Raw genomic sequence first — 24,236 nt, forward strand, 5'->3', positions numbered from 1 at the left:
GGCCGACTGACCATTATGGCAACCATCGATACCAGCACCAGCCCCGTCACCGACCTGATGGCGACAATGAATCCGAAGAAGACGACTGCCGCTGCTGGCAGCGTCGAGGAGGAAACGAACAAATTCCTGACCCTGCTGGTAACCCAGCTGCAAAACCAGGACCCGATGAACCCGCTGGACAATGCGCAGCTGACGAGTCAGCTGGCCCAGTTGTCCACGGTGACGGGCGTCAACAAGCTCAATACCACGCTGGAAACCCTCAAAACCAGCTATCAGCAGGCCGAATCGATGCAGGCGGCGAATATTATCGGCCACGGCGTGCTGACGGCAGGTAAGAACATCACCCTGAGCAAGAGTGCGGCCCTGATGGGCGTGGACCTGGCCACGCCGGCCGACAGCGTCAAGGTCATTATCTACAACAGTGCGGGCAAGGAAGTCCATTCCATCGACCTGGGCCCGCAGGATGCGGGTACCTTGCCGCTGGGCTGGAACGGCTCCACCGCCGACCTCGACAAGGATGGCAAGCCGGTTGTGCTGGCCGACGGCGCCTACACTTTTTCGGTGGAAGCCACGCGCGGCGGGGCCAAGCTCACGGATGCGGCGGCGCTGATGTTCGGTTCGGTCGCCAGCGTGTCGACGGGCGCGGGCGGCGTGAAGTTGAACGTGCCCGGCGTGGGCAGCATCACCATGGCCGATGTGAAACAGATTTTGTAAGCCGCTCATTTGTAGCGTAGACCCTCTACCCCTAATTTCTACCAGGAGAACACAATGTCTTTCCAACAAGGCCTGAGCGGCTTGAATGGCGCCGCCAAATCGCTGGACGTCATCGGCAACAACATCGCCAACTCGGCCACCGTGGGTTTCAAGCAGTCGCAGGCGCAGTTTGCCGACATCTATGCCAACTCGCTGTATGGCGTGGGCGGCAACCAGCCCGGTATCGGCGTGGCCGTGTCGCAAGTGGCGCAGCTGTTCAACCAGGGTAACCTGGAAAGTTCGTCGAATCCGCTCGACATCGCCATCAATGGCGGCGGTTTCTTCCGCACCAGCGTGAACGGCGCCATCCAGTATTCGCGCAACGGCCAGTTCCAGGTCGACAAGAGCGGCTTCATCATCAATGCGCAGAAAGCCCAGCTGACGGGCTATCCGGCCGATGCGAACGGCAAGATCCTGGCCGGCGCCACCGTGCCGCTGCAGATCGACCCGTCCGACATGGCGCCGCAGGCGACCACCAAGGTCGATACCCAGGTCAACCTCGATTCCAACTCGGCCATGCCGACCGTGGTGCCGTTCAGCGTGGGCGAGCAAAAGTCGTGGACCAAGCAATTCCCCGTGCCGGTCTACGACTCGCTGGGCAATTCGCACACGATGTCCAATTTTTACGTCAAGACGGGCACCAATTCCTGGGATGTCTATTCGGCCACTGATGGCAAGGAAATTACCAGCGCGAAAGTAGCCGCGTCGGCGCAGACCGATGCCGCTTCGCTGGCCGCGCGCGCCGCCTACCAGGCCGCCGCCACCGCCGTGCCGCTGGTGCCGGCGGCTATCACGGCCGCCGCCGTCGCCTATGGCAATGCGGCCGGTGCCGCCGTGCGCACCGCCGCCGCCGCGGCCGGCGCCAGCCCCGCCCAGCTGGCCGCCATCAGCGCCACCTATGGCAGCGCCGTGCCCAACGGCGTCAATTCCAGCCTGACGCCAGACCAGATCGACGCCAATATCGCCGCGGTGACGGAGGTGCCCGCCGTGAGGTCGGCTTCGCTGGTGTTCAACAGCGTCGGCAGCCTGGACAAGGCCGCCATGCTGGCACTGACGCCGCCGCAAACCTTGCCGGTGACGGTCAACCTGCCCGTCTTCCCCGCCACGGGCGCGAACGCGAACCTGGCGATCAAGGTCGACTTCACCAATTCCACCCAGCTCAGTTCGTCCACCAGCGAAAAGCGCACCGTGGCCGATGGCTACGCGGCCGGCCAGCTGAGCCGTTTCGTGGTGGGCAGCGATGGCGTGATCCAGGGCCAGTATAACAATGGCCAGACGCGCGACCTGGGCCAGGTGGTATTGACCAAGTTTGCCAATCCGAATGGCCTGGAGCCGCTGGGCAACAATGCCTGGGCGGAAAGCTCGACCTCGGGCAGCCCCATGACGGGTGAGCCGAGCTCGGCCGGGCTAGGCGACTTGCGCGCCTCGGCCGTGGAAGTGTCGAACGTGGACCTGACGGCCGAACTGGTCAACATGATCACGGCCCAGCGCGCCTACCAGGCGAATGCGCAGACCATCAAGACGCAGGATTCGGTTTTACAAACCTTAGTCAACCTCCGCTAATAAGTTGACCGGGGGCGCATGCCCCCGATTTTATTGTTGGTTTGGGAGAAATAAAAAATGGACCGTCTCATCTACACCGCCGGCTCGGGCGCCAAGCACATCCTGGACAGGCAGGCGACCACGGCGAACAACCTGGCGAACGCCACCAGCACGGGTTTCCGTGCCCAGCTCGACTCGTTCCGCGCCGTGCCCGTGGTGGCCGACGGCATGATGCCGACGCGCGCCTTTGTCGTCGATTCGACGGTCGGTTCCGATTTCACGCAAGGACCCATGCAGCACACGGGCCGCACGCTCGACGTGGCCGTGGAAAATGGCGGCTGGATCGCGGTGCAGTCGGCCGACGGGTCCGAAGCCTATACGCGCAACGGCGCCTTCAAGCTCAATGAAAACGGCATGTTGCAGACACAGTCGGGCTTGATGGTGCAGGGCGATACGGGTCCGCTGGCCATTCCGCCCGGCGTGACGGTGTCCATCGCCGGCGATGGCACGGTGGGCACGATTTCCACGGACGTGCCGCCGGGCCCGTCCACGGTGCTGGGACGCATCAAGCTGGTCAACCCGCCCGAGCAGCAACTGGTGCGCGGCGACGACGGCCTGTTCCGCCTGAAGGATGGCACGGTGGCGCAAGCCGACCCGGCCGTCAAGCTGACCACGGGTGCGCTGGAAGGCAGCAATGTCAGCCCCGTCGACTCGATGGTCAGCATGATCGCCCTGGCGCGCCAGTTCGAAACACAAATGAGCTTGTTGAAGAATGCCGAGAATAACGCGGCGAAAGCCACCCAGATCCTCGCTTTGAATTGATAGAGCCGGTCGCATAATGGTTACATAGAAATAGTCTACAGGGCTGGCAAGCGCTGTTATTGGAGAAAAAACATGATTCGTTCCCTTTGGATAGCCAAGACCGGCCTGGAAGCGCAGCAGACGCAGATGGACGTGATCGCCAATAACCTGGCCAACGTCAGCACCACCGGCTTCAAGAAGTCGCGCGCCGTGTTTGAAGACTTGCTGTATCAAAATGTGCGCCAGCCGGGCGCGCAATCGTCGCAGCAAACCCAGCTGCCGTCGGGCTTGCAGATCGGCACGGGCGTGCGCACCGTGGCTACCGAACGCATCCATACCCAGGGCAATCCCCAGGCGTCGGGCAATTCGCGCGACGTGATGGTCAACGGCACCGGTTTCTTCCAGGTGCTGCTGCCCGATGGCTCCACCGCCTACACGCGCGACGGTTCCTTCCAGACCGATGCCAATGGCCAGATGGTGACCTCCGAAGGCTTCGTCATCCAGCCTGCCATCACTGTACCGACGAATGCGCTGAGCCTGACCGTGGCGCGCGACGGCACCGTCTCCGTTACCTTGCCCAATACCGTGGCGCCATCGCAGATCGGCTCGCTGCAGCTGACCACCTTCGTCAATCCGGCCGGCCTGGAATCGAAGGGTGAAAACCTGTACATGGAAACGGGCGCCTCCGGCGTGGCGCAGACGAATACCCCGGGTACGAATGGCGCCGGCGTGTTGATGCAGGGCTATATCGAGACCTCGAACGTCAACGTGGCCGAGGAAATGGTCAACATGATCCAGACGCAGCGCGCCTACGAAATCAACAGCAAGGCCATCACCACATCCGACCAGATGCTGCAAAAACTTTCTCAATTGTAATTTTTTTAGTTGTCATGCCATCCGCCGCCGGATGGCAGCGGAGGTTCGCCATGCAATACCCCATCATCGCCCTGTTGTCCGCAGTCCTGTTGTCCGGCTGCGCCATCACGCCTACGTCCATCGTGCAATACCCGACCACCACGCGCGCGCCGATGCCGGAACCCGTGGTCGTCAACAACGGTTCCATCTACCAGCCGTCGACCTACCGTCCCGCCTTCGAAGACCGCCGCGCCCGCCACGTGGGCGACACCATGACGATCGCCATCACCGAGCGCACGAATGCCGTCAAGGCGGGCGCCAGCTCCGGCAACAAGTCGGGCAGCGTGGGTTTCAGCACGCCCGGCTTCGCCCAGGGCCGCCTGGGCGGCACCGTGGCGGCGAATGGCGCGACCAAGTTTGCGGACGGCGACAACCAGTCCGCCAGCAATACCTTTTCCGGCACGATCGGTGTGACGGTCATCGAGGAATTGCCTAATGGCAACCTGATCGTGGCAGGCGAGAAACAGATCGCCATGAACAAGGGTACGGAATTCATCCGCTTTTCGGGCATGGTCAATCCTGACACGATCGGCATCGGCAACGTCGTGCCATCGACCCAGGTGGCCGACGCGCGCGTCGAGTACCGCACCAACAGCCAGATCGACCGCGCCGAAATGGCCTCGATGGCCTCGCGCTTCTTCCTCAGCCTGTTGCCGTTCTGATCATGGCGACCCTGACCTTTCCCCGTTTGCTGGCCGTCTGCGGCCTGGTATTCTCCCTGCTGGCGCCGATGGCGCAGGCCGAGCGCATCAAGGACCTGGCCAGCGTCGCCGGCGTGCGCCAGAATCAGTTGATGGGCTATGGTCTGGTCGTCGGCCTCGACGGCAGCGGCGACCAGACCACGCAAACGCCGTTCACCATCCAGAGCGTGGCGGCGATGCTGCAGCAGCAAGGTATCAACTTGCCGCAAGGCACCAGTTTGCAGCTGAAAAACGTGGCCGCCGTGATGGTGACGACGTCCTTGCCCGCGTTTGCCCAGCCGGGCCAGATGCTGGACGTGACCGTGTCGTCGATGGGCAATGCGAAAAGCTTGCGCGGCGGCACATTATTGATGACGCCATTGAAGGGCGCCGATGGCCAGGTGTACGGCATGGCGCAGGGCAATGTACTGGTGGGCGGCGTGGGCGCGCAGGCGGCCGGCAGCTCCATCGTCATCAATCACCTGAGCGTGGGGCGCATCTCGGGCGGCGCCACCGTCGAGCGCACCGTACCCTCGGTGCTGGGCGCCAACAACACCATCCGCCTGGAATTGAATGCCACCGATTTCGCCACCGCCAGCCGCGTGGTCGACGCCATCAACAGCCGCTACGGCGCCGGCACGGCCGCCGCGCTGGACGGGCGCGTGATTCAGGTGCAGTCGCCGGGCAGCAGCGACCAGCGCGTGACCTTCCTGGGCCAGCTGGAAAGCATCGAAGTCAATCCGGCCCGCCTGGCGGCCAAGGTCATCATGAATGCGCGCACCGGTTCCGTCGTGATGAACCAGTCCGTGACCCTGGAAACATGCGCCATTTCGCACGGCAACCTGTCCGTCACCATCAATGTCGAGCCGCAGGTGAGCCAGCCAGCGCCGCTGTCGGGCGGGCGCACGGTGGTCACGCAGACGGCGCAGATCGATATCAAGAAGGAACCGGGCAAGGTCATGCTGGTCAAGGGCGGCGCGTCGCTGTCCGACGTGGTGAAAGCCTTGAACGCCATCGGCGCTTCGCCGCAAGACTTGCTGGCCATTCTGCAGGCGATGAAGGCGGCCGGTTCGCTGCGCGCCGAACTCGAAATCATTTGATGGGCACGCCATGATCAGCCAAACCGACCTCAGCAATACCGCCGCCTACGACGTCAAGGGCATGGATGGCTTGCGCCAGTCCGCCAAGGCGAAGGACCCCGCCGCCCTGAAAGAGGCCGCCACGCAATTTGAAGCCATGTTCATCAACATGATGATGAAAAGCATGCGCGACGCGACGCCGCAGGACGGCATCATGGATAGCCAGCAAAGCAAGATGTACACCTCGATGCTGGACCAGCAGACGAGCCAGAACCTGGCCAAGCGGGGCACGGGCCTGGCGGACGTGCTGATCCGTCAACTGTCGTCCTCGAACCAGGCGCTGGCCGCCGATGGCGCCGAAGCGCCGTCGCCCCGCTCGTCGAGCCTGACGCAGGCGCTGGCCGCGTTCCGCCAGCAGCAGGGCGCCCTGACCGACGGTGCAAGCAGTGCCAGCGGCAGCGGCAAGACCCTGAGCGACAAGGCCAATGCCACGCAGGCGCCGCATGTGCGCGCCTTCCAGGAAAAGCTGGGCGTGCATGCGGAAGAAGCCAGCCGCGCCACCGGCATCCCGGCCAAGTTCATGCTGGGTCAGGCGGCGCTGGAGACGGGCTGGGGCAAGCGCGAAATCATCAGCCGCGACGGCAGCAGCAGCCACAACCTGTTCGGCATCAAGGCGTCAAACGACTGGAAGGGCAAGGTCACGGAAGCCGTCACCACGGAATATGTGAATGGCAAGGCGCAGCGCAAGGTGGAAAAATTCCGCGCCTATGACAGCTACGCGGACAGCTTCAAGGATTATGCGCAGTTGATTACCAACAACAAACGCTATGAAAAAGTGCTGGCCAGCGCGGGCGACGCCAGCACCTTCGCCCAAGGCTTGCAAAAGGCCGGCTACGCGACGGACCCGAATTACGCTGCCAAATTAACAAAAATTATCAAGCATTCGCTGGTGGGCTAACCACCAGCCGTGCCCCTGTGCAGGCCGCGCGCTTCAAGTTTTCGCCGCGGCTGCCGTAAATACATGTGACGGTAACCAATAAGACACCATGACTTCGAATCTACTCAGCATCGGTAAGAGCGGTTTGCTTGCAGCGCAGGTGGGCCTGTCGACGACCGGGCATAACATCACCAATGCGAATGTACCCGGCTACAATCGGCAGACGGTGCTGCAGCAGACTTCGCAGTCGAACTTTGCCGGCTATGGCTTCGTCGGCACGGGCACGGAAGTGTCGCAGATCAAGCGCCAGTACGACAGCTTCATGGCCACCCAGGTCAATGCCGCGCAAAGTGCCACCAGTGCGCTCGATAGCTATTACACGCAGATCAGCCAGATCGACAACTTGATGGCCGACCCCACGGCGGGCCTGTCGCCCGCCCTGCAAGACTTCTTCAAGGGCGTGCAGGACTTCAGCGCCAATCCTTCTTCTGTCGCCTCGCGCCAGGCGTTGCTGTCGAGCGCCGGCTCGCTCGCTTCCCGCTTCCAGGGTCTGAGCGCGCGCCTGACGGAGATCGGCGACGGCGTCAATTCGCAGATCACGTCGAATGTGACGGTGATTAATACCTACGCCAAGCAGCTCGCCGACCTGAACAAGTCGATTTCCCAGTTGTCGGTCGATGCCAGCAACCAGCCCAACGATCTGCTGGACCAGCGCGACCAGCTGATCACGGAATTGAACAAATATGTCAAGGCGACGGTGCAACCCGCTGCCAACAATACCGTCACCATTTCCATCGGCGCGGGCCAGCCGCTGGTGGTGGCGGACCGCAGCTTCCAGCTGGCGGCCACGCCTTCTGCGACGGACCCGAACCGCATCGAGGTGGGTTATGTCACGGGCAGTACCGTCAGCGTGCTGCCGGACAGCTCCCTGACCGGCGGCTCGCTGGGCGGCTTGCTCGATTTCCGCAGCGGCACCCTGGACAATGTGCAGAACTCGCTGGGCAAGGTGGCCATCGCGCTGGCCAGTACCTTCAACGACCAGCACAAGCTGGGCCAGGACTTGAATGGCGCCATGGGCGGCGACTTTTTCAAGATACCCGACCCCGTGATCGGCGCCGACCGCGGCAACAACCCCAGCAGCACCACCGTGCTGTCGGCCAAGGTCAGCGACCCCACCCAGCTGACGGCCAGCGATTACAGCCTGAAATACGACGGCAGCAATTATGTGGTGACGCGCGAATCGGACGGTGCACACACCATCATCAATCCGTACCCGCAAACGGCGCCGCAAACCATCGACGGCGTCGATTTCTCGATCTCGGGCACGGCCGCCCAAGGCGACAACTACGTCATCAGGCCGACGGCGAATGGCGCGGCCGGCCTGGCCGTGCTGGTCACCGACCGCAACAAGATCGCCGCCGCCGCTCCCATCGCCACCTCGGCGCCGGTGGCCAATACGGGCACGGGCAAGCTCAGTGCCGGCTCCGTCGACAAGGCCTACTTGAGCCCGGGCAATGCCCTGACGGGTCCCCTGACCTTGACATATGACAAGACGACCACCTCGCTGACGGGTTTCCCGGCCGGCCAGGCGGTAACGGTCAAGGGCTTGAATGGTGCCACCACGACCTATCCGGCCGGCACGGCGAACATCCCGTATACGGAAGGCGACAACTTCAGCTTTGGCGGCATCAACGTCAGCATGACGGGCACGCCGGCGCAGGGCGATACCTTCACCATTGCGCCGAACTCGGGCGGCGTGGGCGACAATCGCAATGCGGCGCTGCTGGCGGGCTTGCAGACGAAGAACATCCTCGATGGCGGCAATGCCACGTTCCAGGGTTCGTATGCGCAAACCGTCAGCTTCGTGGGCAACAAGACGCGCGAAGTGCAGGTCAGCGGCCTGGCCAGCCAGGCATTGCTGCAGCAGACCAGCACCCAGCAGCAGTCCGTTTCCGGCGTCAACCTCGATGAAGAGGCGGCCAACCTGCTGCGTTACCAGCAGTCCTACCAGGCGTGCGGCAAAGTCATGCAGATTGCCAGCACCCTGTTCGACGTAGTCATCGGCCTGGGGCGTTAATCAATTTTCGCCGCGGCGCAGCGCGCGGCGGCTTTCTGGAAGGGCAGCATCATGCGCATCAGCACACGAATGATTTATGACCAGGGCAGCTCGCAGCTCAATACGCTGCAGGGCGCCTTGAACCGTACGCAGATGCAACTGTCGGCGAACCGCCGCAACCTGACGCCGGCCGACGACCCGATCGCCTCGGCGCGCGCGCTGGAAGTGACGCAGTCGCAATCGATCAATACCCAGTTCGTGACGAACCGTTCGAACGCGAAAAATTTCCTGTCGCAGGAAGACCTGGCGCTGGCCAGCACCACCTCGCTGATCGCCGACGTGAAAGACCTGGTCTTGCAGGCTGGTAATCCTTCCCTCAAGGATGTCGACCGCGATACCCTGGCCAAGGAACTGGAAGGCCGACTGACCGACTTGATGGGCATCGCCAACACGGCCGACGGTGCCGGCGGCTACCTGTTTTCCGGCTATAAATCCACCACCCAGCCATTCAGCCAGACGCCGACGGGCGCCACCTATGTGGGCGACCAGGGCCAGCGCGAACTGCAGGTGGGCTCGGCGCGCTACCTCGCTACCAGCGATTCCGGTGCCACCGTGTTCGAAAATAACCTGACCGGCAACGGCAAGTTCACCACGGCGGCCGCCACCGCCAACTTCACGCGCGGCGGCTCGGGCGTCATTTCGGGCGGCACGGTGACGGACCCGTCGGCCTTGACAGGACACAAGTATTCGATCGATTTCAAGGTCACGGGCACGGGTACCACCGCCGTTACCACCTACACCGTCACCGACGCCACCTTGGGCCAGACGGTGCCGAATCCCGCCGTTCCCGTTCCCTACAAAGCAGGCGACGCCATCACCTTCGACGGCCAGCAGGTAAATATCGCGGGCGTGCCGGCGGACCAGGACAGCTTTACGCTGGCGCCGAGCGCCAAGGAATCGTTGTTTACCACCGTGAAAAACCTGATCGGCGTGCTGCGCCAGCCAGGCAGCGGCGATGCGGGCCAGGCGCGCCTGACGAACGGCTTGAACGCCGCGCACAATATTCTCGACACGGCCTACGATAATGTGCTGTCCGTGCGCGCGGACGTCGGTTCGCGCATGAAGGAACTCGATTATCTCGGCAGCGCCGGCGACGACCTCGACATCCAGTACGCCACCACCCTGTCGGACCTGCAAGACCTCGATATGGTGAAAGCCATTTCCACTTTCAGCCAGCAGCAAGTCACCCTGCAGGCGGCGCAAAAATCGTTCACCTCGATCTCGGGCCTGTCGCTGTTCAATTACATCAGCTAAGCCACCCGTCGCGCTAGCGGGCCGGGGTAGGGAGTGCATCTTCCGCCCCGGCTTTTTTGCGTCCGCAATCTGGCTATCCTGGCAAGATATACAGGCAAACTGTGCAGCCTACCTGTCTATCTGTTATAGTGGAGCCTGTTGATCCATTACCTGCCTCCCATGCAAACCCCACAAGAAGAGCACGAACACGTATTGCAACTGGCCGGCGAATTGCGCATCCTGGTCGGCAAATTGCGCCGCCGCCTGCGCGAAGAAGCACACCTGGGCGATGTCAGCATGTCGCAGGCATCCGTGCTGAGCCGCCTCGAGCGCGACGGTCCGGCCACCGCCAGCAGCCTGGCGCGCGCCGAAGGCATGCGTCCGCAGTCGATGGCCGCCACCGTGCAAGCCTTGACGCAAGCGCGGATGGTGACGGGCTCGCCCGACCCGCTCGATGGCCGGCAGACGCTGTTGACCCTGACGGACGGTTGCCGCGCCTGGATCGCGGCCAGCCGCGCCGCGCGCGAAGACTGGCTGGCACGCACGATCGAAACCCGGCTCACGCCGGACGAAGTCACCGAACTGAACCATGCGGTGGCCTTACTCAAACGCTTGGCGGAGTGATCCGCTGAATTTTCCACCACGTCCCCGGCAAGGAGCCCGCACGCCCAGATGAACAACACATTCCGTTCGTTACGCATTCCCAATTACCGTATCTGGGCCGGCGGCGCCCTGGTGTCGAATATCGGCACCTGGATGCAGCGCACGGCGCAGGATTGGCTGGTGCTGAGCGAATTGACGCAGCACAATGCCAGCGCCGTCGGCATCGTCATGGCCTTGCAATTCGGCCCGCAACTGCTGTTGCTGCCCCTGACGGGCATGGCGGCCGACTTGCTGGACCGCAGGAAATTGCTGCTGTGCACACAGGCAGCCATGGGCTTGCTGGCGCTGGGACTCGGGATCTTGTGCATCAGCGGCCTGGTACAACTGTGGCATGTGTATGTGTTTGCTTTCCTGCTGGGCTGCGTGACGGCCTTCGATTCGCCCGTGCGCCAGACGTTTGTTGCCGAAATCGTCGGCGAGGAAGATTTGACGAATGCCGTGGCGCTCAATTCCACCTCGTTCAATGCGGCGCGCATGCTGGGCCCGGCCGTGGCCGGCTTGCTGATCAGCAGCGTCGGCAGCGGCTGGGTCTTCATCATCAACGCCGTCTCGTTTGCCGCCGTGATCGGTTCGCTGTTGCTGCTGCGCGTGGAACTGCTGCGCCGCGCGCCGCGCATCAAGGCCACGCGCGCCAGCCTGGGCGAGGGTTTCCGCTACGTGCGCCAGCGGCCCGACCTGATGGCCATCCTGCTGATGCTGTTCCTGATCGGCACCTTCGGCTTGAACTTTCCGATTTTCCTCTCGACCATGTCGGTGACGGCCTTCCATGCGGGCGCCGGCCAGTATGGCGTGCTCAGTTCCGTGATGGCGTGCGGCTCCGTGGCCGGTGCCTTGCTGGCGGCGGGGCGCGGCCAGCCCACGCTGGCCTTGCTGCTGGGGGCGGCGGCGCTGTTCGGCCTGGCCTGTGCGCTGGCCGCCGTGATGCCCAATTACTGGCTGTTCGGCATGATGCTGGTGGTCATCGGCATCGCCGCGCAAACGTTTACCACCAGCGTCAACAGCAGCGTGCAACTGTCGACGGCGCCTGCCATGCGGGGCCGCGTGATGGCCATCCTGCTGGCCATCTCGGCGGGCGGCACGCCGCTGGGCGCCCCCGTCGTGGGCTGGGTGGCCGATACCTTCGGCCCGCGCTGGGCGCTGGGCATCGCCGCGTTGTCGGGCCTGGCGGCGGCGCTGGTCGGCGTGCGCTACCTGGTCAAGCATCACCAGTTGCGTTTGAATGTCGATGTGCGGCGCTGGCGCATGGCGCTCAGCAGCGACCAGCCCTGAGCCTGGCAATCAGGGCGGCAGCAGGCCCGTGCGGGCGGCGGCCACGATGGCTGCGCTCAAGCCGTCGAGCAGGCCGGACGCGGCGCGTGCCGTATGCCAGTACAGGGCGACGTCGAGCGGGGTATCCGGCAGCAGTTCGACCAGGCTGCCATTGTCAAGATGCGGCTGGATCAGCGCCTGCGGGTGCAAGCCCCAGCCCATGCCGGCCAGGCCGGCCGTGACGAAGGCGTGCGACGAGGGCAGGGCATGGCGCGGCAATTCCACGTGCCGGTGGCATAGGCGGCGCACCCAGCGCGCCTGCAGCTCATCCTTGGCATTGAAGACGAGGCTGGGCGCCAGCGCCAGGCTGGCGGCGCCGACGCCCAGGGGAAAATAGCGCTGCAGGAAAGCGGGACTGGCGGCCGCCAGGTAGCGCATGGCGCCCAGCGGGCGGCTGTTGCAGCCCGATGCGGGCCGTGGCGCTGATCGCCGCCGACGGTGGGGTGGGGTGGGGTGGGGTGGGATTGGGCCTGGGCGCCATCCTGGCCCAGGCGGCGGCGTTTACCTTGCTTAACCCGCATGTGTATCTGGATACGGTATTGCTGGTGGGAAGTATTGGTGCCCAGCAGCCGGGCGCGCTGCGCGGCTGGTTTATCGTTGGTGCCAGCGCGGCCAGCCTGCTGTGGTTTGCTTGTCTGGGTTATGGCGCGCGCCGGCTGGCGCCGTGGTTTGCGCGGCCCCGCGCCTGGCAAGTGCTCGATGGCTTGATCGGCGTGACCATGTTCGTGCTGTCGGCGCTGTTGCTGCGCCACGCGCTGGGCTGGTAGTCCTGATCAGCGCGCTGCCGGCAGCGGTGCCGGCGCAGGCGTTGCCGGGCGCAGGGGATTTGGCGGCGCGGGCGGCGGTGGCCGGTCGCGCGTGGCAAAGCCGCGCGGCAGCAAACGCGCCGTTTCTATGCCGCGCAGGAACATGTTCTGGAACGGCGTGGCCAGGTAGGGCAGGACCATGCCGATCACCAGCAAGCCCACGCCCAGAGTGACGGGAAAACCGATACCGAAAATGTTCAGCTGTGGCGCGGCTCGCGTCAAGATGCCCAGCGCCACGTTGGTCAGCAGCAGGGCGGCGATGATGGGCAGCGAAATCTGCAGGCCGGAACGGAAGATTTCCCCGCCCCAGGCCGCCAATTGCTGGAAACCGCCGCCGCTGATGGGACTCGACGAAATGGGCAGGCTGACAAAGCTTTCCGCCAGCGCCGCCAGCAAGACCAGGTGGCCGTTGACTGTGAGAAACATCAACGTGGCCAGCATGACGAGGAACTGGCTGATGGCGGACGACCTGCCCTTGGTCTGCGGATCGAAGAACGAGGCGAAGCCCAGGCCCATGGTGAGACTGCTGAGCTCGCCGGCCATTTCGATGGCGGAAAACACGATGCGGATGGAAAAGCCCATGGCCAGGCCCACCAGCATCTCTTGCGTCAGGATCAGCAAGCCGGGCAAGGACATCGGGTTGACGGCCGGCAAGGCCGGCACGGTGGGCGCGATGATCATGGCCAGCAGCGCGCCCAGGGTCACCTTGACGGTGGCCGGCACGGCCGCGTTGCCGAACAGGGGCGCGGCCGCGATCAGGCCGAGGATGCGGCTAAGCGGCCACAGCAGTGCTGCGATCCAGGTATTCAGTTCGATGCTCGACAGGGTCAGCATGGCGTATGCCGTGGCCGCATGCCTAGCCCACCAGGTTCGGGATGCCCGTAAATACCTGGCGCATGTAGTCGAGCATGACGGACAGCATCCACGGACCGGCTACGACGAGGGCGACAAAGATGCCGACCAGCTTGGGGATGAAGGACAGGGTCGCCTCGTTGATCTGCGTGGCCGCCTGGAAAATACTCACGATCAAGCCGATGATGAGGGCGACGAGCAGCATGGGCGCGGCCACCATCAGGGTGATTTCCATCGCATGGCGACCCAGGGTCATGACGCTTTCGGGTGTCATCGTATTTCCCCTAGTAAAAACTCTGAGACAAGGAGCCCAGCAGCAATTGCCAGCCATCGACGAGCACGAACAGCATCAGCTTGAACGGCAGCGAGATCGTCGCGGGCGACATCATCATCATGCCCATCGACATCAGCACGCTGGCGACCACCATGTCGATGATCAAAAACGGGATGAAGATGGCAAAGCCGATCTGGAATGCCGTCTTCAGTTCGCTGGTGACGAAGGCGGGCACGAGGATGCGCAGCGGCACATCTTCCGGACCTTGCAGGGCCGGCGAACGCGACATCTTGGCAAACAGCGCCAGGTCGGCCTGGCGCGTCTGCTTGAGCATGAAGGTTTTCAGGGGATCGACGCCCTTGTCCATCGCCTGCTGCATGCTGATCTTGTTTTCCTGATAAGGCAGGTAGGCATCCGTATAAATCTTGTCGAACACGGGGCCCATGACGAACAGGGTCAGGAACAGGGCCAGTCCCACCAGCACCTGGTTCGGCGGCGACGATTGCGTGCCGATGGCCTGGCGCAGCAGGGACAGCACGATGATGATGCGCGTGAAGCAGGTCATCATCAGGAGGGCCGCCGGCAGGAAGGTGAGCGACGTCATCAGGATGAGCGTCTGCACCGGCAGCGAGTAATTCTGTCCGCCGCCCGGCGCCGGCGTGCTGTTGAAGGCGGGGATACCCGGCTGGGCCATGGCCCACAGCGGCAAGGCCAGGGCGACGGCTGCCAGCAGCCAGGTCAGGGGAGTCTTTACGTTGGACCACGCCATCTGCTGCTTATTTCCCATTGCGTTTTTCGATGGTCTGTTTCAGCCACTCGGAAAAATTGGCGGCCGCGGGGCCGTTTTGCGTCGTTGCCAGTTGCGGCAACTCGCCTTCCTGGCGTGGCATGGTGGCCAGCGCATTGATGCGGCCGGGCGAGGCGCCGACGACGATCCACTGGTCGGCCACTTCGACGAGGACGATGCGTTCGCGTCCGCCCAGGTTGAGCGAGCTGACGACGCGCATCTTGTTGTTGCCACCCATCACCTTGGGGCCATAGCGCTTCATGAACCAGGCCAGGCCGATCAGGAGGGCCAGCACGAATACCAGCGCGAAGATGGTTTGCAGCAGGCTGCCGGCCGAGCTCGTCGGCGCCATCGTCATGGGGGCGCCCGCCGGCATGGCGGGCAGGGCGGCGGCAGGCGCGGGTGCCGCTGCAGCGGCGGCGGCAGCGGGTTTTTCAGATGCAACTTCGGCGGCTGCGCTGGCCGCCGCCGTTTCAGCCGGGGCCGAAGCAGGTACGGGCGCCGAAGCGGGCGCCGCCAGCGCAATGCCGCATGCCGCCAGGAGCGGCAGCACGGTGGAAATCAACAGGCCAGGCTTCATTTATTCAATTTTCGGATGCGTTCGGAAGGCGTGATGATGTCGGTCAGGCGGATACCAAACTTGTCATTCACCACCACCACTTCGCCCTGGGCGATCAGGCAGCCGTTCACCAGCACGTCCATCGGTTCGCCGGCCAGGCCGTCGAGCTCGACCACGGAACCCTGTGCCAGTTGCAGCAGGTTCTTGATGGCGATCTTGGTGCGGCCCAGTTCGACCGTCAGCTGCACGGGGATATCGAGGATGAAATCGATATCGTTGTGCGTTTCCGACTTCGACGCCTGCTTGGAAAAGTCCTTGAACACGGCGGCGCTGGCCGCGCTGGCCGTATTGGCGGCCTGGTTTTGCAGCGCTTCGGCTTCCGCCTTGGCCTGCTCGGCAATCGCCGCGCCCCAATCGTCTTCCGCGCTTTGGTCGTCTTGGTTGTCAGACATGTGTTTCTCCTGTTGTACAGATACGGGCCGCAACGCGACCCGGGTATTGATTTAGTGATTATTCATGTTATCGGAATTTGCCAACAACTTTTCAACCTTCAGCGCATATTGTCCGTTCAACACGCCATACGTGCAATCCATCACGGGCACGCCGTCGACGGTGGCGGCGATCAGTTCGGGAATATTGAGCGGAATGATGTCGCCCACCTTCATGTTCAAAATCTCGTCGAACGAGACGCGCGCCGTGCCCAGCGAAGCCACCAGTTCGACTTCGGCGATCTGGATCTGCTGCGTCATCAGGCGGATCCAGCGCTTGTCCACTTCCAGCGCTTCGCCCTGCAGGCTCGAGGTCAGCGAATCGCGGATCGGCTCGATCATCGAATACGGCATGCAGAAGTGGATTTGTCCGGAAACGGAGCCCAGTTCCACCGTAAACGTGGACGCCACCACCACTTCGTTCGGCGTGGCGATGTTGGCGAACTGCGTGTTCATTTCCGAACGGATATATTCGAATTCGACGGGGAAGACCGGCTCCCACGACTTGGTGTAGGCTTCAAAGACGATGTCGAGGATGCGCAAGATGATGCGCTGCTCCGTCTGCGTAAAGTCGCGTCCTTCGACACGCGTATGAAAACGTCCGTCGCCGCCAAACAGATTGTCGACCAGCAAGAACACCAGGCCCGGATCGAAGACCATCAGGGCCGTGCCGCGCAGCGGCTTCATGTGTACCAGGTTCAGATTGGTCGGCACCACCAGGTTGCGGATGAACTCGCTGTACTTCGACACGCGCACGGAACCTACCGATACTTCGGCGCTGCGGCGCAGGAAGTTGAACAGGCCCACGCGCAGCAGCCGGGCGAAACGCTCGTTGATAATTTCCAACGTTGGCATCCGGCCGCGCACGATGCGCTCCTGGGTTGCCAGGTTGTAGGTACGAACTCCCGTGACATCTTCCGGCGCCTGCGCGTCGTCCTGGTCTCCGTTGACGCCCTTCAGAAGGGCATCGACTTCTTCCTGGGAGAGGAAATTATCGGCCATGGCTGCTTATTGAATGATGAATGCGGTAAATAATACGTCCGTCACGTCCTGCTCCGGCCCTTTGTCCTCGAACGGCTGGTTCACCTGATTGATGATTTCGGCCGCCAGTTGCTGCTTGCCTTCCACGGTATTGAGTTCGGATGCCTTCTTGCCGGACAGCAGCAGCAGCAAGCGGCTGCGCACTTTCGGCATGTTGACCTTGATCAAGTCCATTTCTTCCGCGCTGCTGGCCTGCAAGGTAAACGCGATCTGCAGGTATTGCTCGCCATTTTCCGGCTGCAAGTTGACGGTGAAGGAGTCGACGGGCACGAAGACGGGCGGACCTGCCTTGGAAGCGGCATGTTTTTTCTTGCTGGGCGCCGCTTCTTCTTTATCGGCCTTGCCGTGCAGGAAGTACCAGGCTGCACCGCCACCGATGCCGCCGGCCACCAGCACCGAGGCCAGCACGATGATCAGAAGCTTCTTTTTCGAGGCGCCGGGGGGGGCCAGGCCTGCATCTGCTTTCGGATCTGCTTTCATTTTTGGATTTGCTTTCAATGGTACTCGAGTGCATGGAAGTGGATCACGACGCCATTATGTCATTATCGGCAAATTCTGCGCAGAAGGATGCAGTGAAAAGAGGGCGGAAGCGCCCTCAACTCGCTGTTTTTAGACGAAAAGTTACTCCCTGGGGCGCGCCTGCGGCCTGCGGCCGATGAATTGGCCTCAGGCAAAGGTATCCACGGCACTCAGGCTGGGCCGGCTGCGTCCACCCGCCGCCGGCGCGATGGCGATCTCGCCACCGGAGACACCGCCGCCCTGGCCATTGCCGCGGCGTTCGCCCGAGGAGGCACGCTCGCCATTGTGTTGCTGTTCCGGCGTGCCGGCCGAGACGGTGGCGCTGCCGAAGGCGATGCCCGCTTCGCTCATCATCTCGCGCAGGCGCGGCATGGCCGCTTCCAGCGCCTGGCGTACTTCGGGCTGGGCCGACATGAAGGCGGCATCGGCCTGGTCATTGGTGACCGTCAGGACCACTTGCACGGGCCCCAGGTCGGGTGGATTCAGTGTCAGGGTGGCGCTCTGGTCGCCACCGGCCGCCATCCACACGACTTTTTGTCCCAGTTGCTGGTCCCAGGCCGCCGTGCCGACCCGGCCCGTCAGTTTGTCTGCCGGCACGGCCACGGCGGCGGCCTGTTGCAGCGCGCCTGGCTGCAACTGCGCCGCCAGGCGGCTCAGGTCGGCTGGTGCTTCCTTGATGACCGGTTCGGCCACGGCGCTGCCGGCCCTGGCCGTGGCCGCCAGCTGCGCGTCGATGGCCAGCTTGCCCGGCTCGGCCTTGCCGTTCGGCACGCTGGCGCCTGGTGTGGCGGCTGCCTTGCCCTGAGCCAGGCCCAGGCTGTCGGCAAAGTCGCCGCTGTCGGCCTGTGCGATGACGGTGGCGGCGGCCTTGCCGCTGCCCTGGCCGGCTGCCAGCAAGGGCCCTGTGGCCAGACCCTTGGCGTCGGCCTTGACGCTGGCGCGCGCGGGCAGTTCCGGCGCGGCCTTGGCTGCCGGCGGCTGGATCGCCAGCTGGATGTTGCCCACCAGGGCCAGCATCTCGGCGGCCGGATCGGCCGGCGGCGGGACTGGCGCGGCGGGAACGCTGGCCTCGGCCGTGGCGCTGTCGCTGGTGGCGGGCGCCTCGCTGGCCGGCGCGGATGGCTGTTCCTTGTTGGCGGCCTGTTCGGTGCCCGCTTGCGCCGGCTTCGCTTCGCTCGCTGGAGCCTGGGCAGGCGCCTGCGTGGCGGCAGGGCTGGCGGGGCGGGGCGCTGGTACTTGCGCTTGCGCCATATTGCGGCTGGCCTGGCGTTGCTCGATCTGGCGGTTCAAGGTGCGCTGGAAGTCGCCGTCGCCGGATGGCTGCTGGGCGCGGTTGGCCGGGCCTGGCGTGGCGTTCGGCGAGACGATCTGGGAAATCGGGTTTTGCAGGGTTTGCATGATGCTGCCTCAGTGTTGCTTAGCGTTTGTAATAGGCTTGTCGCGCCGCGTGCTCATCCATTGCTTTCTGGTCGCGCTTGTTTTCCAGCTTCAGCGCCTGTTCCTGCGCCCGGTTATTCAAGGTGGTGTACGACATGCGCTTGCGTTCGGCCAGTTGCCAGCGCATTTTTTCATTCTCGCTGCGCGCTTGCGCATGCTCGACCACCTGCTGCTGGCCCTGGATGGCGCTGTCGAGCTTGACCATGAAGGCCTGGAAGTTGCGGTAGGCCATGGGCGTAATGCCGTTGCTCATGCTCGCCTCGAAGCGCTGGGCATAGTCATCGCGGTAGCCGGACAGCATGTCGAGCTTCTGGCGGCAATCGTCGAGCGCTTTCAGGGCCGCACCCAGGCGCTTGGCGCAATCGTCCGTTTCGCGCTGGGCAAGGTCAATCAGGGTTGCAAGTTGGGAAGGAGAAGCCATGCTTGATTATATTCCCGCTATGCAAGCCCTAATCAGTCGAATAGAGCGGTAAGTTGCCCCAAGCTCTCGTCCATGCTGACCCGCTCGGTGATTTGCTGTTGCAAAAACGCCTCGATCTTTTCGTGCAGGGCAATGGCCTGGTCCAGTACGGGGTCGGTGCCGGCGCTGTAGGCGCCCACGCTGATCAGGTCGCGGCTGCGTTCATAGCGCGAATACAGTTGTTTCAATTTGCGCGCCTGCTGCTGGTGTTCATGCGTGGTGATCGAGTGGGCGGCGCGCGAAATCGATTGCTCGATGTCGATGGCGGGATAATGGCCCGCCTCGGCCAGCCGGCGGTTCAGCACGATGTGGCCATCGAGAATCGCGCGCGCCGAGTCGGCGATCGGATCCTGCTGGTCGTCGCCCTCGGTCAGCACGGTGTAGAAGGCGGTGATCGAGCCGCCCCCTTCTTCGCCATTGCCGGCCCGCTCCACCAGCACGGGCAGCTTGGCGAAGACGGACGGCGGATAACCTTTGGTGGCGGGCGGTTCGCCGATGGCCAGGGCGATTTCGCGCTGCGCCATGGCGTAGCGGGTCAGCGAATCCATGATCAACAGCACGTTTTGCCTCTGGTCGCGGAAATACTCGGCAATGGCCGTCGCATACGCGGCGCCCTGCAGGCGCATCAGCGGCGGCGTGTCGGCCGGCGCCGCCACGACGACGGAGCGGGCCAGGCCTTCGGGGCCGAGGATTTGCTCGATGAATTCCTTGACTTCGCGTCCCCGTTCGCCGATCAGGCCGACGACGATCACGTCCGCTTCCGTGTAGCGCGCCATCATGCCCAGCAGCACGCTCTTGCCCACGCCGGAACCGGCAAACAGGCCCATGCGCTGGCCACGGCCCACGGTCAGCATGGCATTGATCGAGCGCACGCCCACGTCCAGCGTGGTCACGATGGGCGCGCGGCCCAGGGGATTGGCGGGGCGCACGTTGATGGGAGCGCTGTCCGTCGTGAGCAGGGGACCGAGCTGGTCGAGCGGGCGGCCCGCGCCGTCGAGCACGCGGCCCAGCAGTTGCGGCCCGACGGGCAGGTGGCGCGCGCGGTCGCTGGGGCGGCGGCGCGGATGCGCCACGCTGCCGGGACGGGGGATGGCCGGTTCGACGGAAAACACGCGCGTGCCGGGCACGATGCCTTCGACGTCGCTTTGCGGCATCAAAAACAGGCGTTCGCCTTCAAAGCCGACCACTTCCGCCTCGACCCGCCCGCCATTCGGCAGCGGCACGGTGCAGGCGGCGCCGACGGCCAGGCGCAGGCCCACCGCTTCCATCACCAGGCCGGCCACGCGCGTGACCCTGCCCGATATTTGCATCGGTTCCACAAAGCCGACCACGGCCGAACAGTCGTTCAGGTAGGCGCGCCAGCGCGCCGCATGGGCCGTGGGGCCTTTGACGGGTTCGCTCACGGCGCCAGCCAGTCCAGGTCCTTGCCCAGCGCATGCGTCAGGCGCTGCCAGCGGGTGGAGCTTTGCGCATCGATCTGGTTGCTGGCCGTGTCGATCTTGCAGCCGCCGCGTTCCACGCTGGGGTCTTCGATGACGCGCCAGCCACCCTTGTCGAGCTCATCGCCGATGCCGTCGCGCACCACTTGCGCATCTTCCGGGTTGAGCATCAGCAAGGCCGGTTGTTGCAGCACAGGCAAATATTCGATGGCTGCCCTTACCATCGGCAGCATCAGCTCGGGGCGCACGGGCAAGGCCGTCTTCAGCATGGCCTTGGCCAGTTGCAAGGCCAGTTCCATGACGTCGTTGGCGATCAGTTCATCGGCCTGGTGCACGGCCGTGCCGAAGTCGACGGCGATGGTTTGCAGATGCGCCAGTTCCACGGCGGACGCCGCCTTGCCTTCCGTATACGACTGCGCATGGCCATCGGCATGCCCGGCCGCGTGGCCTTCCGCATAGCCGGCGGCGCGGCCCTCATCGAAGGCGGTGGCGCGCGCTTCCTCGCGGATGGCGTCGAGCTCTTCCTGCGTCGGGTATTCGAGCGGCGCGGCCGGCTCTGCTTCCGACAGTTCGCCGTATGCATCCATTTCCGGGTCGAATTCCGGTTCGGGATCGGGTTCGAGCAGCTTGCGCGCCGCCACCACGCTGGGACGCTCGTCGCCAAACGAGGTCATTTCCCAGCGCTGGTAGGCGGTTTGTTGCTCCTTGGGAATTAAATTAGACAAACGAATCCTCGCCTTTTCCGCCCAGGACTATCTGCCCTTCGTCCGCCAGGCGGCGCACGATTTGCAGGATCTGTTTCTGCTGCGATTCCACTTCCGACAGGCGCACGGGGCCTTTCGACTCCAGGTCTTCGCGCATCATCTCGCCGGCACGCTGCGACATGTTCTTGAAGATCTTGTCGCGCAGCTCTTGCGAGGCGCCTTTCAGGGCGATGATCAGCATTTCCGACTGCACTTCGCGCAGCAGCAATTGAATGCCGCGGTCGTCGATGTCGATCACGTTGTCGAACACGAACATTTCGTCCATGATCTTTTGCGCCATGTCGTTGTCGTAGTTCTTGATATTGTCCATGACGGAGCCTTCTTGCTCGCCGCTCATGAAGTTGAGGATCTCGGCCGCCGCGCGCACGCCGCCCAGCGACGATTTCTTGATGTTTTCGTTACCGGACAGCAGTTTCGTCAGCACATCGTTGAGTTCGCGCAAGGCGGCCGGCTGCACGCCGTCCAGGGTGGCGATGCGCAGCACCACATCGTTGCGCAGGCGGTCCGTGAAATGGCCGAGGATTTCGCACGCTTGGTCGCGTTCCAGGTGGACCAGGATGGTGGCGATGATCTGCGGGTGTTCGTTGCGGATCAGCTCGGACACGGATTGCGAATCCATCCACTTCAGCGATTCGATGCCGGACGCGTCTTTGCCGCCCAGGATGCGCGACAGCAGCACGGACGCCTTGTCGTCGCCCAGCGCCTTGGTCAGCACTTGCCGGATGTATTCGTCCGAATCGAGGCCGACGGTGGAATTGAGTTCCGTCTGCGCGCGGAAGTCGTCGAGCACCTCGACCACCTGTTCGTGCGCGATGCCCTTCATGGTGGCCATGGCGGCGCCCAGTTTCAGCACTTCGCGCGGGCCGAGGAATTTCATGACCTCGGCCGCTTCGCTCTCGCCCAGTGCCAGCATCAGGATCGATGCTTTTTGCAGTCCCGTTGTCTCACTCATTATTGCCTATCCATGCTTTGATTATGTTGGCCACCACGCGCGGGTCGTCCTGTGCCAGTTTCCTGGCCATCGCCAGGTTTTCCCGGTAGCCACGGGCCGTATCTTCTTCCAGTTCTTCCAGCTCCGCTTCGCTGAGCAGGACTACGTTGTCTTCGCCGTCCTTGGTCAGCTCCGGCTCGATGACGGGCGGCGGGGCGCCGAAATCGTCGATCTTGCGCATCACGGGGCGCAGCATCGGGCGCACGATCTTGATGAAGATATACAGCAGGATCAGGGCCGTGATGAGGAATTTCGCCAGTTCCTTGGCCAGCGGCAAGTTGGCCGGGTCGCGCCACCACTCCAGCTTGCTTTCCGGCGCGCGGTCGATGCCGTCGAAGGGCGAGTTGGCTACGCTGAAGCTGTCGCCGCGCTCCTTGTTGTAGCCCATTGCTTCCTTGACCAGGTTATTGATCTGCACCATTTCGGCAGGCGAAATCGGCTTGACCGCGACCTTGCCATCCTTGTCGAAGCTGCGACGGTAGTTGACGACGACGGCCACCGACAGGCGGCGCAGGCCGCCCATGGATTTCTGCTCGTAGCGCACGGTCTTGTCGACTTCGTAATTTGTCGTCGATTCCTTCTGGGTCGGTGCCGTCGCCGCGCCGGCCGGGGCGCCTGGCGCTTCCGCCGTCAGCGGCGCCGTGGCCACGCCCGGTGGCTGGTTCGACAGCGCGCCCGGCACGCCGGACGGGTTGGCATTGCCGGCGCCCGTCGATTCGCTCGTTTGCTGGCTGCGGATGGTGGACGCTTCCGGCGGCGAGTTCGGCTTGTAGGTTTCGGCCGCCTGCTCGCTTTGCGAGAAATCCACGTCGGCCGTCGCTTCGGCGCGTACATTGCCTTCGCCGACGATGGGCAGCAAGATCGATTCGACTTGCTTGATCACGCTTTGCTGCAATTGCTGCACGTACTTTAACTGGTTCGGGTCCAGGCTCTTGATGCCGTTGGCGCGGTCCTTGTCCCGTTCCTGGTTCGACAGCAAGTTGCCGGCCTGGTCGACCACGGTGACATTGACTGGAAGCAATTCCGGCACGCTGGACGCCACCAGGTGCACGATGGCGCTCACCTGCAATTGATCGAGGCCGCGGCCCGGATGCAGGTTCAGCAGCACGGAAGCCGTCGGTTTTTGCTGGTCGCGCACGAATACTTGCGGTTTCGGCAGGGCCAGGTGGACTCTGGCCGTATCGACGGCGGACACCGATTCGATCGATTTCGCCAGTTCGCCTTCGAGGGCGCGCTGGAAATTGACCTGTTCCAGAAATTGCGACACGCCCAGCTTCTGGTTTTCCATCAGCTCGAAACCCACGTTGCCGCCCTTCGGCAAGCCTTGCGCCGCCAGTTTCAGGCGCGCATCGTGGACTTGCTCGGTGGGCACGAGAATGGCGCCGCCCCCTTCGGAAAACTTGTGCTTGATGCCCAGTTGGTCCAGCGACGCGGTGATGGCGCCGCCGTCGCGGTCCGTATAATTGGAAAACAGGACTTTGTACTCGGGCGGCTGGTTCCACATGTACAGTGCCACGCCGATGGCGATCAGTGCCGCCACGCCCAGGCCGCGCAGGAAATTCTTGCCCATCGGCGTCCTGGCGAACGCTTGCACGGACTCCACGGGCGAGCGGGCAGGCGCCGGTTCCGGCGGTATGCGGTTCACATCGATTTCTTCGGCTACAGCCATGATTGCCTTCCAGGGCGTGTGGTTTGACGGGTATTGGGTAGTGCGTGGGGGTCGCTTCCTCGGGAGGAGGGGCGATATGCAGAATTATCCGCCACTGTCACGCGCTTCAATCGCCCAAACAGA

24 protein-coding genes and 2 pseudogenes are annotated in these 24,236 nt (G+C 63.6%); 12 read left to right on the forward strand and 14 right to left on the reverse strand.

The window, feature by feature from the left end; all coding sequences use genetic code 11:
• The first annotated feature begins 15 nt into the window (after positions 1–15).
• The 11 genes from KY494_RS24105 to KY494_RS24155 all read left to right on the forward strand — a co-directional run bounded on the left by KY494_RS24105 (position 16) and on the right by KY494_RS24155 (position 11,988).
• Complete coding sequence (locus tag KY494_RS24105) at positions 16–714, forward strand: flagellar hook assembly protein FlgD (protein WP_219136002.1); 699 nt, start codon at positions 16–18, stop codon at positions 712–714.
• Positions 715–768: 54 nt separating this feature from the next.
• Complete coding sequence (locus tag KY494_RS24110; protein WP_219136003.1) at positions 769–2,316, forward strand: flagellar hook protein FlgE; 1,548 nt, start codon at positions 769–771, stop codon at positions 2,314–2,316.
• Positions 2,317–2,373: 57 nt separating this feature from the next.
• Positions 2,374–3,117: a flagellar basal body rod protein FlgF gene (locus tag KY494_RS24115; protein WP_219136004.1), complete on the forward strand. Its 744-nt coding sequence runs from the start codon at positions 2,374–2,376 to the stop codon at positions 3,115–3,117.
• Positions 3,118–3,189: 72 nt separating this feature from the next.
• On the forward strand, positions 3,190–3,972 hold the full coding sequence (gene flgG / locus KY494_RS24120; protein ID WP_219136005.1) for a flagellar basal-body rod protein FlgG: 783 nt from the start codon (positions 3,190–3,192) through the stop codon (positions 3,970–3,972).
• 50 nt (positions 3,973–4,022) lie between these two features.
• Positions 4,023–4,673, forward strand: a complete 651-nt coding sequence (locus tag KY494_RS24125; RefSeq protein WP_219136006.1) for a flagellar basal body L-ring protein FlgH — start codon at positions 4,023–4,025, stop codon at positions 4,671–4,673.
• Between the two features lie 2 nt (positions 4,674–4,675).
• Positions 4,676–5,791, forward strand: coding sequence for a flagellar basal body P-ring protein FlgI (locus KY494_RS24130; protein WP_219888492.1), 1,116 nt, complete (start codon positions 4,676–4,678; stop codon positions 5,789–5,791).
• A gap of 10 nt (positions 5,792–5,801) precedes the next feature.
• A complete protein-coding gene (flgJ, locus tag KY494_RS24135; RefSeq protein WP_219888493.1) occupies positions 5,802–6,728 on the forward strand; it encodes a flagellar assembly peptidoglycan hydrolase FlgJ in 927 nt (308 codons plus the stop codon).
• A gap of 88 nt (positions 6,729–6,816) precedes the next feature.
• Positions 6,817–8,784 carry a flagellar hook-associated protein FlgK gene (gene flgK / locus KY494_RS24140; RefSeq protein WP_219888494.1) on the forward strand — a complete coding sequence of 656 codons (1,968 nt, stop codon included), beginning with the start codon at positions 6,817–6,819 and terminating at the stop codon, positions 8,782–8,784.
• 51 nt (positions 8,785–8,835) lie between these two features.
• On the forward strand, positions 8,836–10,077 hold the full coding sequence (gene flgL / locus KY494_RS24145; protein WP_219136010.1) for a flagellar hook-associated protein FlgL: 1,242 nt from the start codon (positions 8,836–8,838) through the stop codon (positions 10,075–10,077).
• A 159-nt stretch (positions 10,078–10,236) separates the two neighbouring features.
• Positions 10,237–10,680, forward strand: coding sequence for a MarR family winged helix-turn-helix transcriptional regulator (locus KY494_RS24150; RefSeq protein ID WP_219888495.1), 444 nt, complete (start codon positions 10,237–10,239; stop codon positions 10,678–10,680).
• Between the two features lie 48 nt (positions 10,681–10,728).
• Positions 10,729–11,988 (forward strand): MFS transporter, encoded by a 1,260-nt coding sequence (locus KY494_RS24155; RefSeq protein WP_219888496.1) that lies wholly within the window; start codon positions 10,729–10,731, stop codon positions 11,986–11,988.
• Positions 11,989–11,997: 9 nt separating this feature from the next.
• Here KY494_RS24155 and KY494_RS24160 read toward each other — a convergent pair.
• Positions 11,998–12,444: pseudogene (locus KY494_RS24160) on the reverse strand (LysR substrate-binding domain-containing protein); the annotation flags it as partial.
• A gap of 35 nt (positions 12,445–12,479) precedes the next feature.
• Between KY494_RS24160 and KY494_RS24165 the strand changes: the two are divergent.
• A pseudogene (locus tag KY494_RS24165) lies at positions 12,480–12,794 on the forward strand (LysE/ArgO family amino acid transporter); the annotation flags it as partial.
• Positions 12,795–12,800: 6 nt separating this feature from the next.
• On the opposite strand, the gene fliR reads toward KY494_RS24165, so the two are convergent.
• The 13 genes from fliR to fliF form a co-directional block, all read right to left on the reverse strand.
• A complete protein-coding gene (gene fliR, locus KY494_RS24170) occupies positions 12,801–13,667 on the reverse strand; it encodes a flagellar biosynthetic protein FliR (RefSeq protein ID WP_219136013.1) in 867 nt (288 codons plus the stop codon).
• A gap of 22 nt (positions 13,668–13,689) precedes the next feature.
• The gene (fliQ, locus tag KY494_RS24175) at positions 13,690–13,959 is read right to left on the reverse strand and encodes a flagellar biosynthesis protein FliQ (protein WP_035821365.1); all 270 of its coding nucleotides are present in this window, start codon (positions 13,957–13,959) and stop codon (positions 13,690–13,692) included.
• A gap of 10 nt (positions 13,960–13,969) precedes the next feature.
• A complete protein-coding gene (gene fliP / locus KY494_RS24180; RefSeq protein WP_375143401.1) occupies positions 13,970–14,746 on the reverse strand; it encodes a flagellar type III secretion system pore protein FliP in 777 nt (258 codons plus the stop codon).
• A complete protein-coding gene (gene fliO / locus KY494_RS24185) occupies positions 14,736–15,326 on the reverse strand; it encodes a flagellar biosynthetic protein FliO (protein ID WP_219888498.1) in 591 nt (196 codons plus the stop codon). Before fliO ends, fliP begins: the two co-directional genes overlap by 11 nt.
• On the reverse strand, positions 15,323–15,757 hold the full coding sequence (gene fliN, locus KY494_RS24190; RefSeq protein ID WP_034754038.1) for a flagellar motor switch protein FliN: 435 nt from the start codon (positions 15,755–15,757) through the stop codon (positions 15,323–15,325). Before fliN ends, fliO begins: the two co-directional genes overlap by 4 nt.
• A gap of 51 nt (positions 15,758–15,808) precedes the next feature.
• The gene (gene fliM / locus KY494_RS24195; protein ID WP_071075860.1) at positions 15,809–16,795 is read right to left on the reverse strand and encodes a flagellar motor switch protein FliM; all 987 of its coding nucleotides are present in this window, start codon (positions 16,793–16,795) and stop codon (positions 15,809–15,811) included.
• A gap of 6 nt (positions 16,796–16,801) precedes the next feature.
• Positions 16,802–17,314, reverse strand: a complete 513-nt coding sequence (fliL, locus tag KY494_RS24200; protein WP_219888499.1) for a flagellar basal body-associated protein FliL — start codon at positions 17,312–17,314, stop codon at positions 16,802–16,804.
• Positions 17,315–17,500: 186 nt separating this feature from the next.
• Positions 17,501–18,751 carry a flagellar hook-length control protein FliK gene (locus KY494_RS24205; RefSeq protein ID WP_258194398.1) on the reverse strand — a complete coding sequence of 417 codons (1,251 nt, stop codon included), beginning with the start codon at positions 18,749–18,751 and terminating at the stop codon, positions 17,501–17,503.
• Positions 18,752–18,770: 19 nt separating this feature from the next.
• Entirely contained in the window at positions 18,771–19,211 is a 441-nt protein-coding gene (gene fliJ / locus KY494_RS24210; RefSeq protein WP_071075863.1) for a flagellar export protein FliJ, read from the reverse strand.
• A gap of 32 nt (positions 19,212–19,243) precedes the next feature.
• Positions 19,244–20,560 carry a flagellar protein export ATPase FliI gene (gene fliI, locus KY494_RS24215; RefSeq protein ID WP_258194984.1) on the reverse strand — a complete coding sequence of 439 codons (1,317 nt, stop codon included), beginning with the start codon at positions 20,558–20,560 and terminating at the stop codon, positions 19,244–19,246.
• 89 nt (positions 20,561–20,649) lie between these two features.
• On the reverse strand, positions 20,650–21,363 hold the full coding sequence (locus tag KY494_RS24220) for a flagellar assembly protein FliH (RefSeq protein ID WP_219891718.1): 714 nt from the start codon (positions 21,361–21,363) through the stop codon (positions 20,650–20,652).
• Positions 21,364–21,406: 43 nt separating this feature from the next.
• Positions 21,407–22,405, reverse strand: a complete 999-nt coding sequence (gene fliG / locus KY494_RS24225; protein WP_071075865.1) for a flagellar motor switch protein FliG — start codon at positions 22,403–22,405, stop codon at positions 21,407–21,409.
• Entirely contained in the window at positions 22,398–24,113 is a 1,716-nt protein-coding gene (fliF, locus tag KY494_RS24230; RefSeq protein WP_219888500.1) for a flagellar basal-body MS-ring/collar protein FliF, read from the reverse strand. Before fliF ends, fliG begins: the two co-directional genes overlap by 8 nt.
• Positions 24,114–24,236 lie beyond the last annotated feature (123 nt).

This window comes from Janthinobacterium sp. PAMC25594 (genome assembly GCF_019443505.1).
In the GTDB taxonomy this organism is placed as follows: domain Bacteria; phylum Pseudomonadota; class Gammaproteobacteria; order Burkholderiales; family Burkholderiaceae_D; genus Janthinobacterium.

Bases quoted from the DNA above. Each gene is read 5' to 3' on its own strand.
- KY494_RS24125 (WP_219136006.1), top strand. From the start codon at position 4,023: ATGCAATACCCCATCATCGCCCTGTTGTCCGCAGTCCTGTTGTCCGGC.
- fliR (WP_219136013.1), bottom strand. From the start codon at position 13,667: ATGCTGACCCTGTCGAGCATCGAACTGAATACCTGGATCGCAGCACTG.
- KY494_RS24105 (WP_219136002.1), top strand. From the start codon at position 16: ATGGCAACCATCGATACCAGCACCAGCCCCGTCACCGACCTGATGGCG.
- KY494_RS24205 (WP_258194398.1), bottom strand. From the start codon at position 18,751: ATGCAAACCCTGCAAAACCCGATTTCCCAGATCGTCTCGCCGAACGCC.
- flgK (WP_219888494.1), top strand. From the start codon at position 6,817: ATGACTTCGAATCTACTCAGCATCGGTAAGAGCGGTTTGCTTGCAGCG.
- fliO (WP_219888498.1), bottom strand. From the start codon at position 15,326: ATGAAGCCTGGCCTGTTGATTTCCACCGTGCTGCCGCTCCTGGCGGCA.
- flgG (WP_219136005.1), top strand. From the start codon at position 3,190: ATGATTCGTTCCCTTTGGATAGCCAAGACCGGCCTGGAAGCGCAGCAG.
- fliL (WP_219888499.1), bottom strand. From the start codon at position 17,314: ATGAAAGCAGATCCGAAAGCAGATGCAGGCCTGGCCCCCCCCGGCGCC.
- KY494_RS24115 (WP_219136004.1), top strand. From the start codon at position 2,374: ATGGACCGTCTCATCTACACCGCCGGCTCGGGCGCCAAGCACATCCTG.
- fliP (WP_375143401.1), bottom strand. From the start codon at position 14,746: ATGGGAAATAAGCAGCAGATGGCGTGGTCCAACGTAAAGACTCCCCTG.
- flgJ (WP_219888493.1), top strand. From the start codon at position 5,802: ATGATCAGCCAAACCGACCTCAGCAATACCGCCGCCTACGACGTCAAG.
- flgL (WP_219136010.1), top strand. From the start codon at position 8,836: ATGCGCATCAGCACACGAATGATTTATGACCAGGGCAGCTCGCAGCTC.
- fliM (WP_071075860.1), bottom strand. From the start codon at position 16,795: ATGGCCGATAATTTCCTCTCCCAGGAAGAAGTCGATGCCCTTCTGAAG.
- KY494_RS24220 (WP_219891718.1), bottom strand. From the start codon at position 21,363: ATGACCTCGTTTGGCGACGAGCGTCCCAGCGTGGTGGCGGCGCGCAAG.
- KY494_RS24130 (WP_219888492.1), top strand. From the start codon at position 4,676: ATGGCGACCCTGACCTTTCCCCGTTTGCTGGCCGTCTGCGGCCTGGTA.
- fliI (WP_258194984.1), bottom strand. From the start codon at position 20,560: ATGCAAATATCGGGCAGGGTCACGCGCGTGGCCGGCCTGGTGATGGAA.
- KY494_RS24150 (WP_219888495.1), top strand. From the start codon at position 10,237: ATGCAAACCCCACAAGAAGAGCACGAACACGTATTGCAACTGGCCGGC.
- fliF (WP_219888500.1), bottom strand. From the start codon at position 24,113: ATGGCTGTAGCCGAAGAAATCGATGTGAACCGCATACCGCCGGAACCG.
- fliG (WP_071075865.1), bottom strand. From the start codon at position 22,405: ATGAGTGAGACAACGGGACTGCAAAAAGCATCGATCCTGATGCTGGCA.
- fliJ (WP_071075863.1), bottom strand. From the start codon at position 19,211: ATGGCTTCTCCTTCCCAACTTGCAACCCTGATTGACCTTGCCCAGCGC.
- KY494_RS24155 (WP_219888496.1), top strand. From the start codon at position 10,729: ATGAACAACACATTCCGTTCGTTACGCATTCCCAATTACCGTATCTGG.
- fliN (WP_034754038.1), bottom strand. From the start codon at position 15,757: ATGTCTGACAACCAAGACGACCAAAGCGCGGAAGACGATTGGGGCGCG.
- fliQ (WP_035821365.1), bottom strand. From the start codon at position 13,959: ATGACACCCGAAAGCGTCATGACCCTGGGTCGCCATGCGATGGAAATC.
- KY494_RS24110 (WP_219136003.1), top strand. From the start codon at position 769: ATGTCTTTCCAACAAGGCCTGAGCGGCTTGAATGGCGCCGCCAAATCG.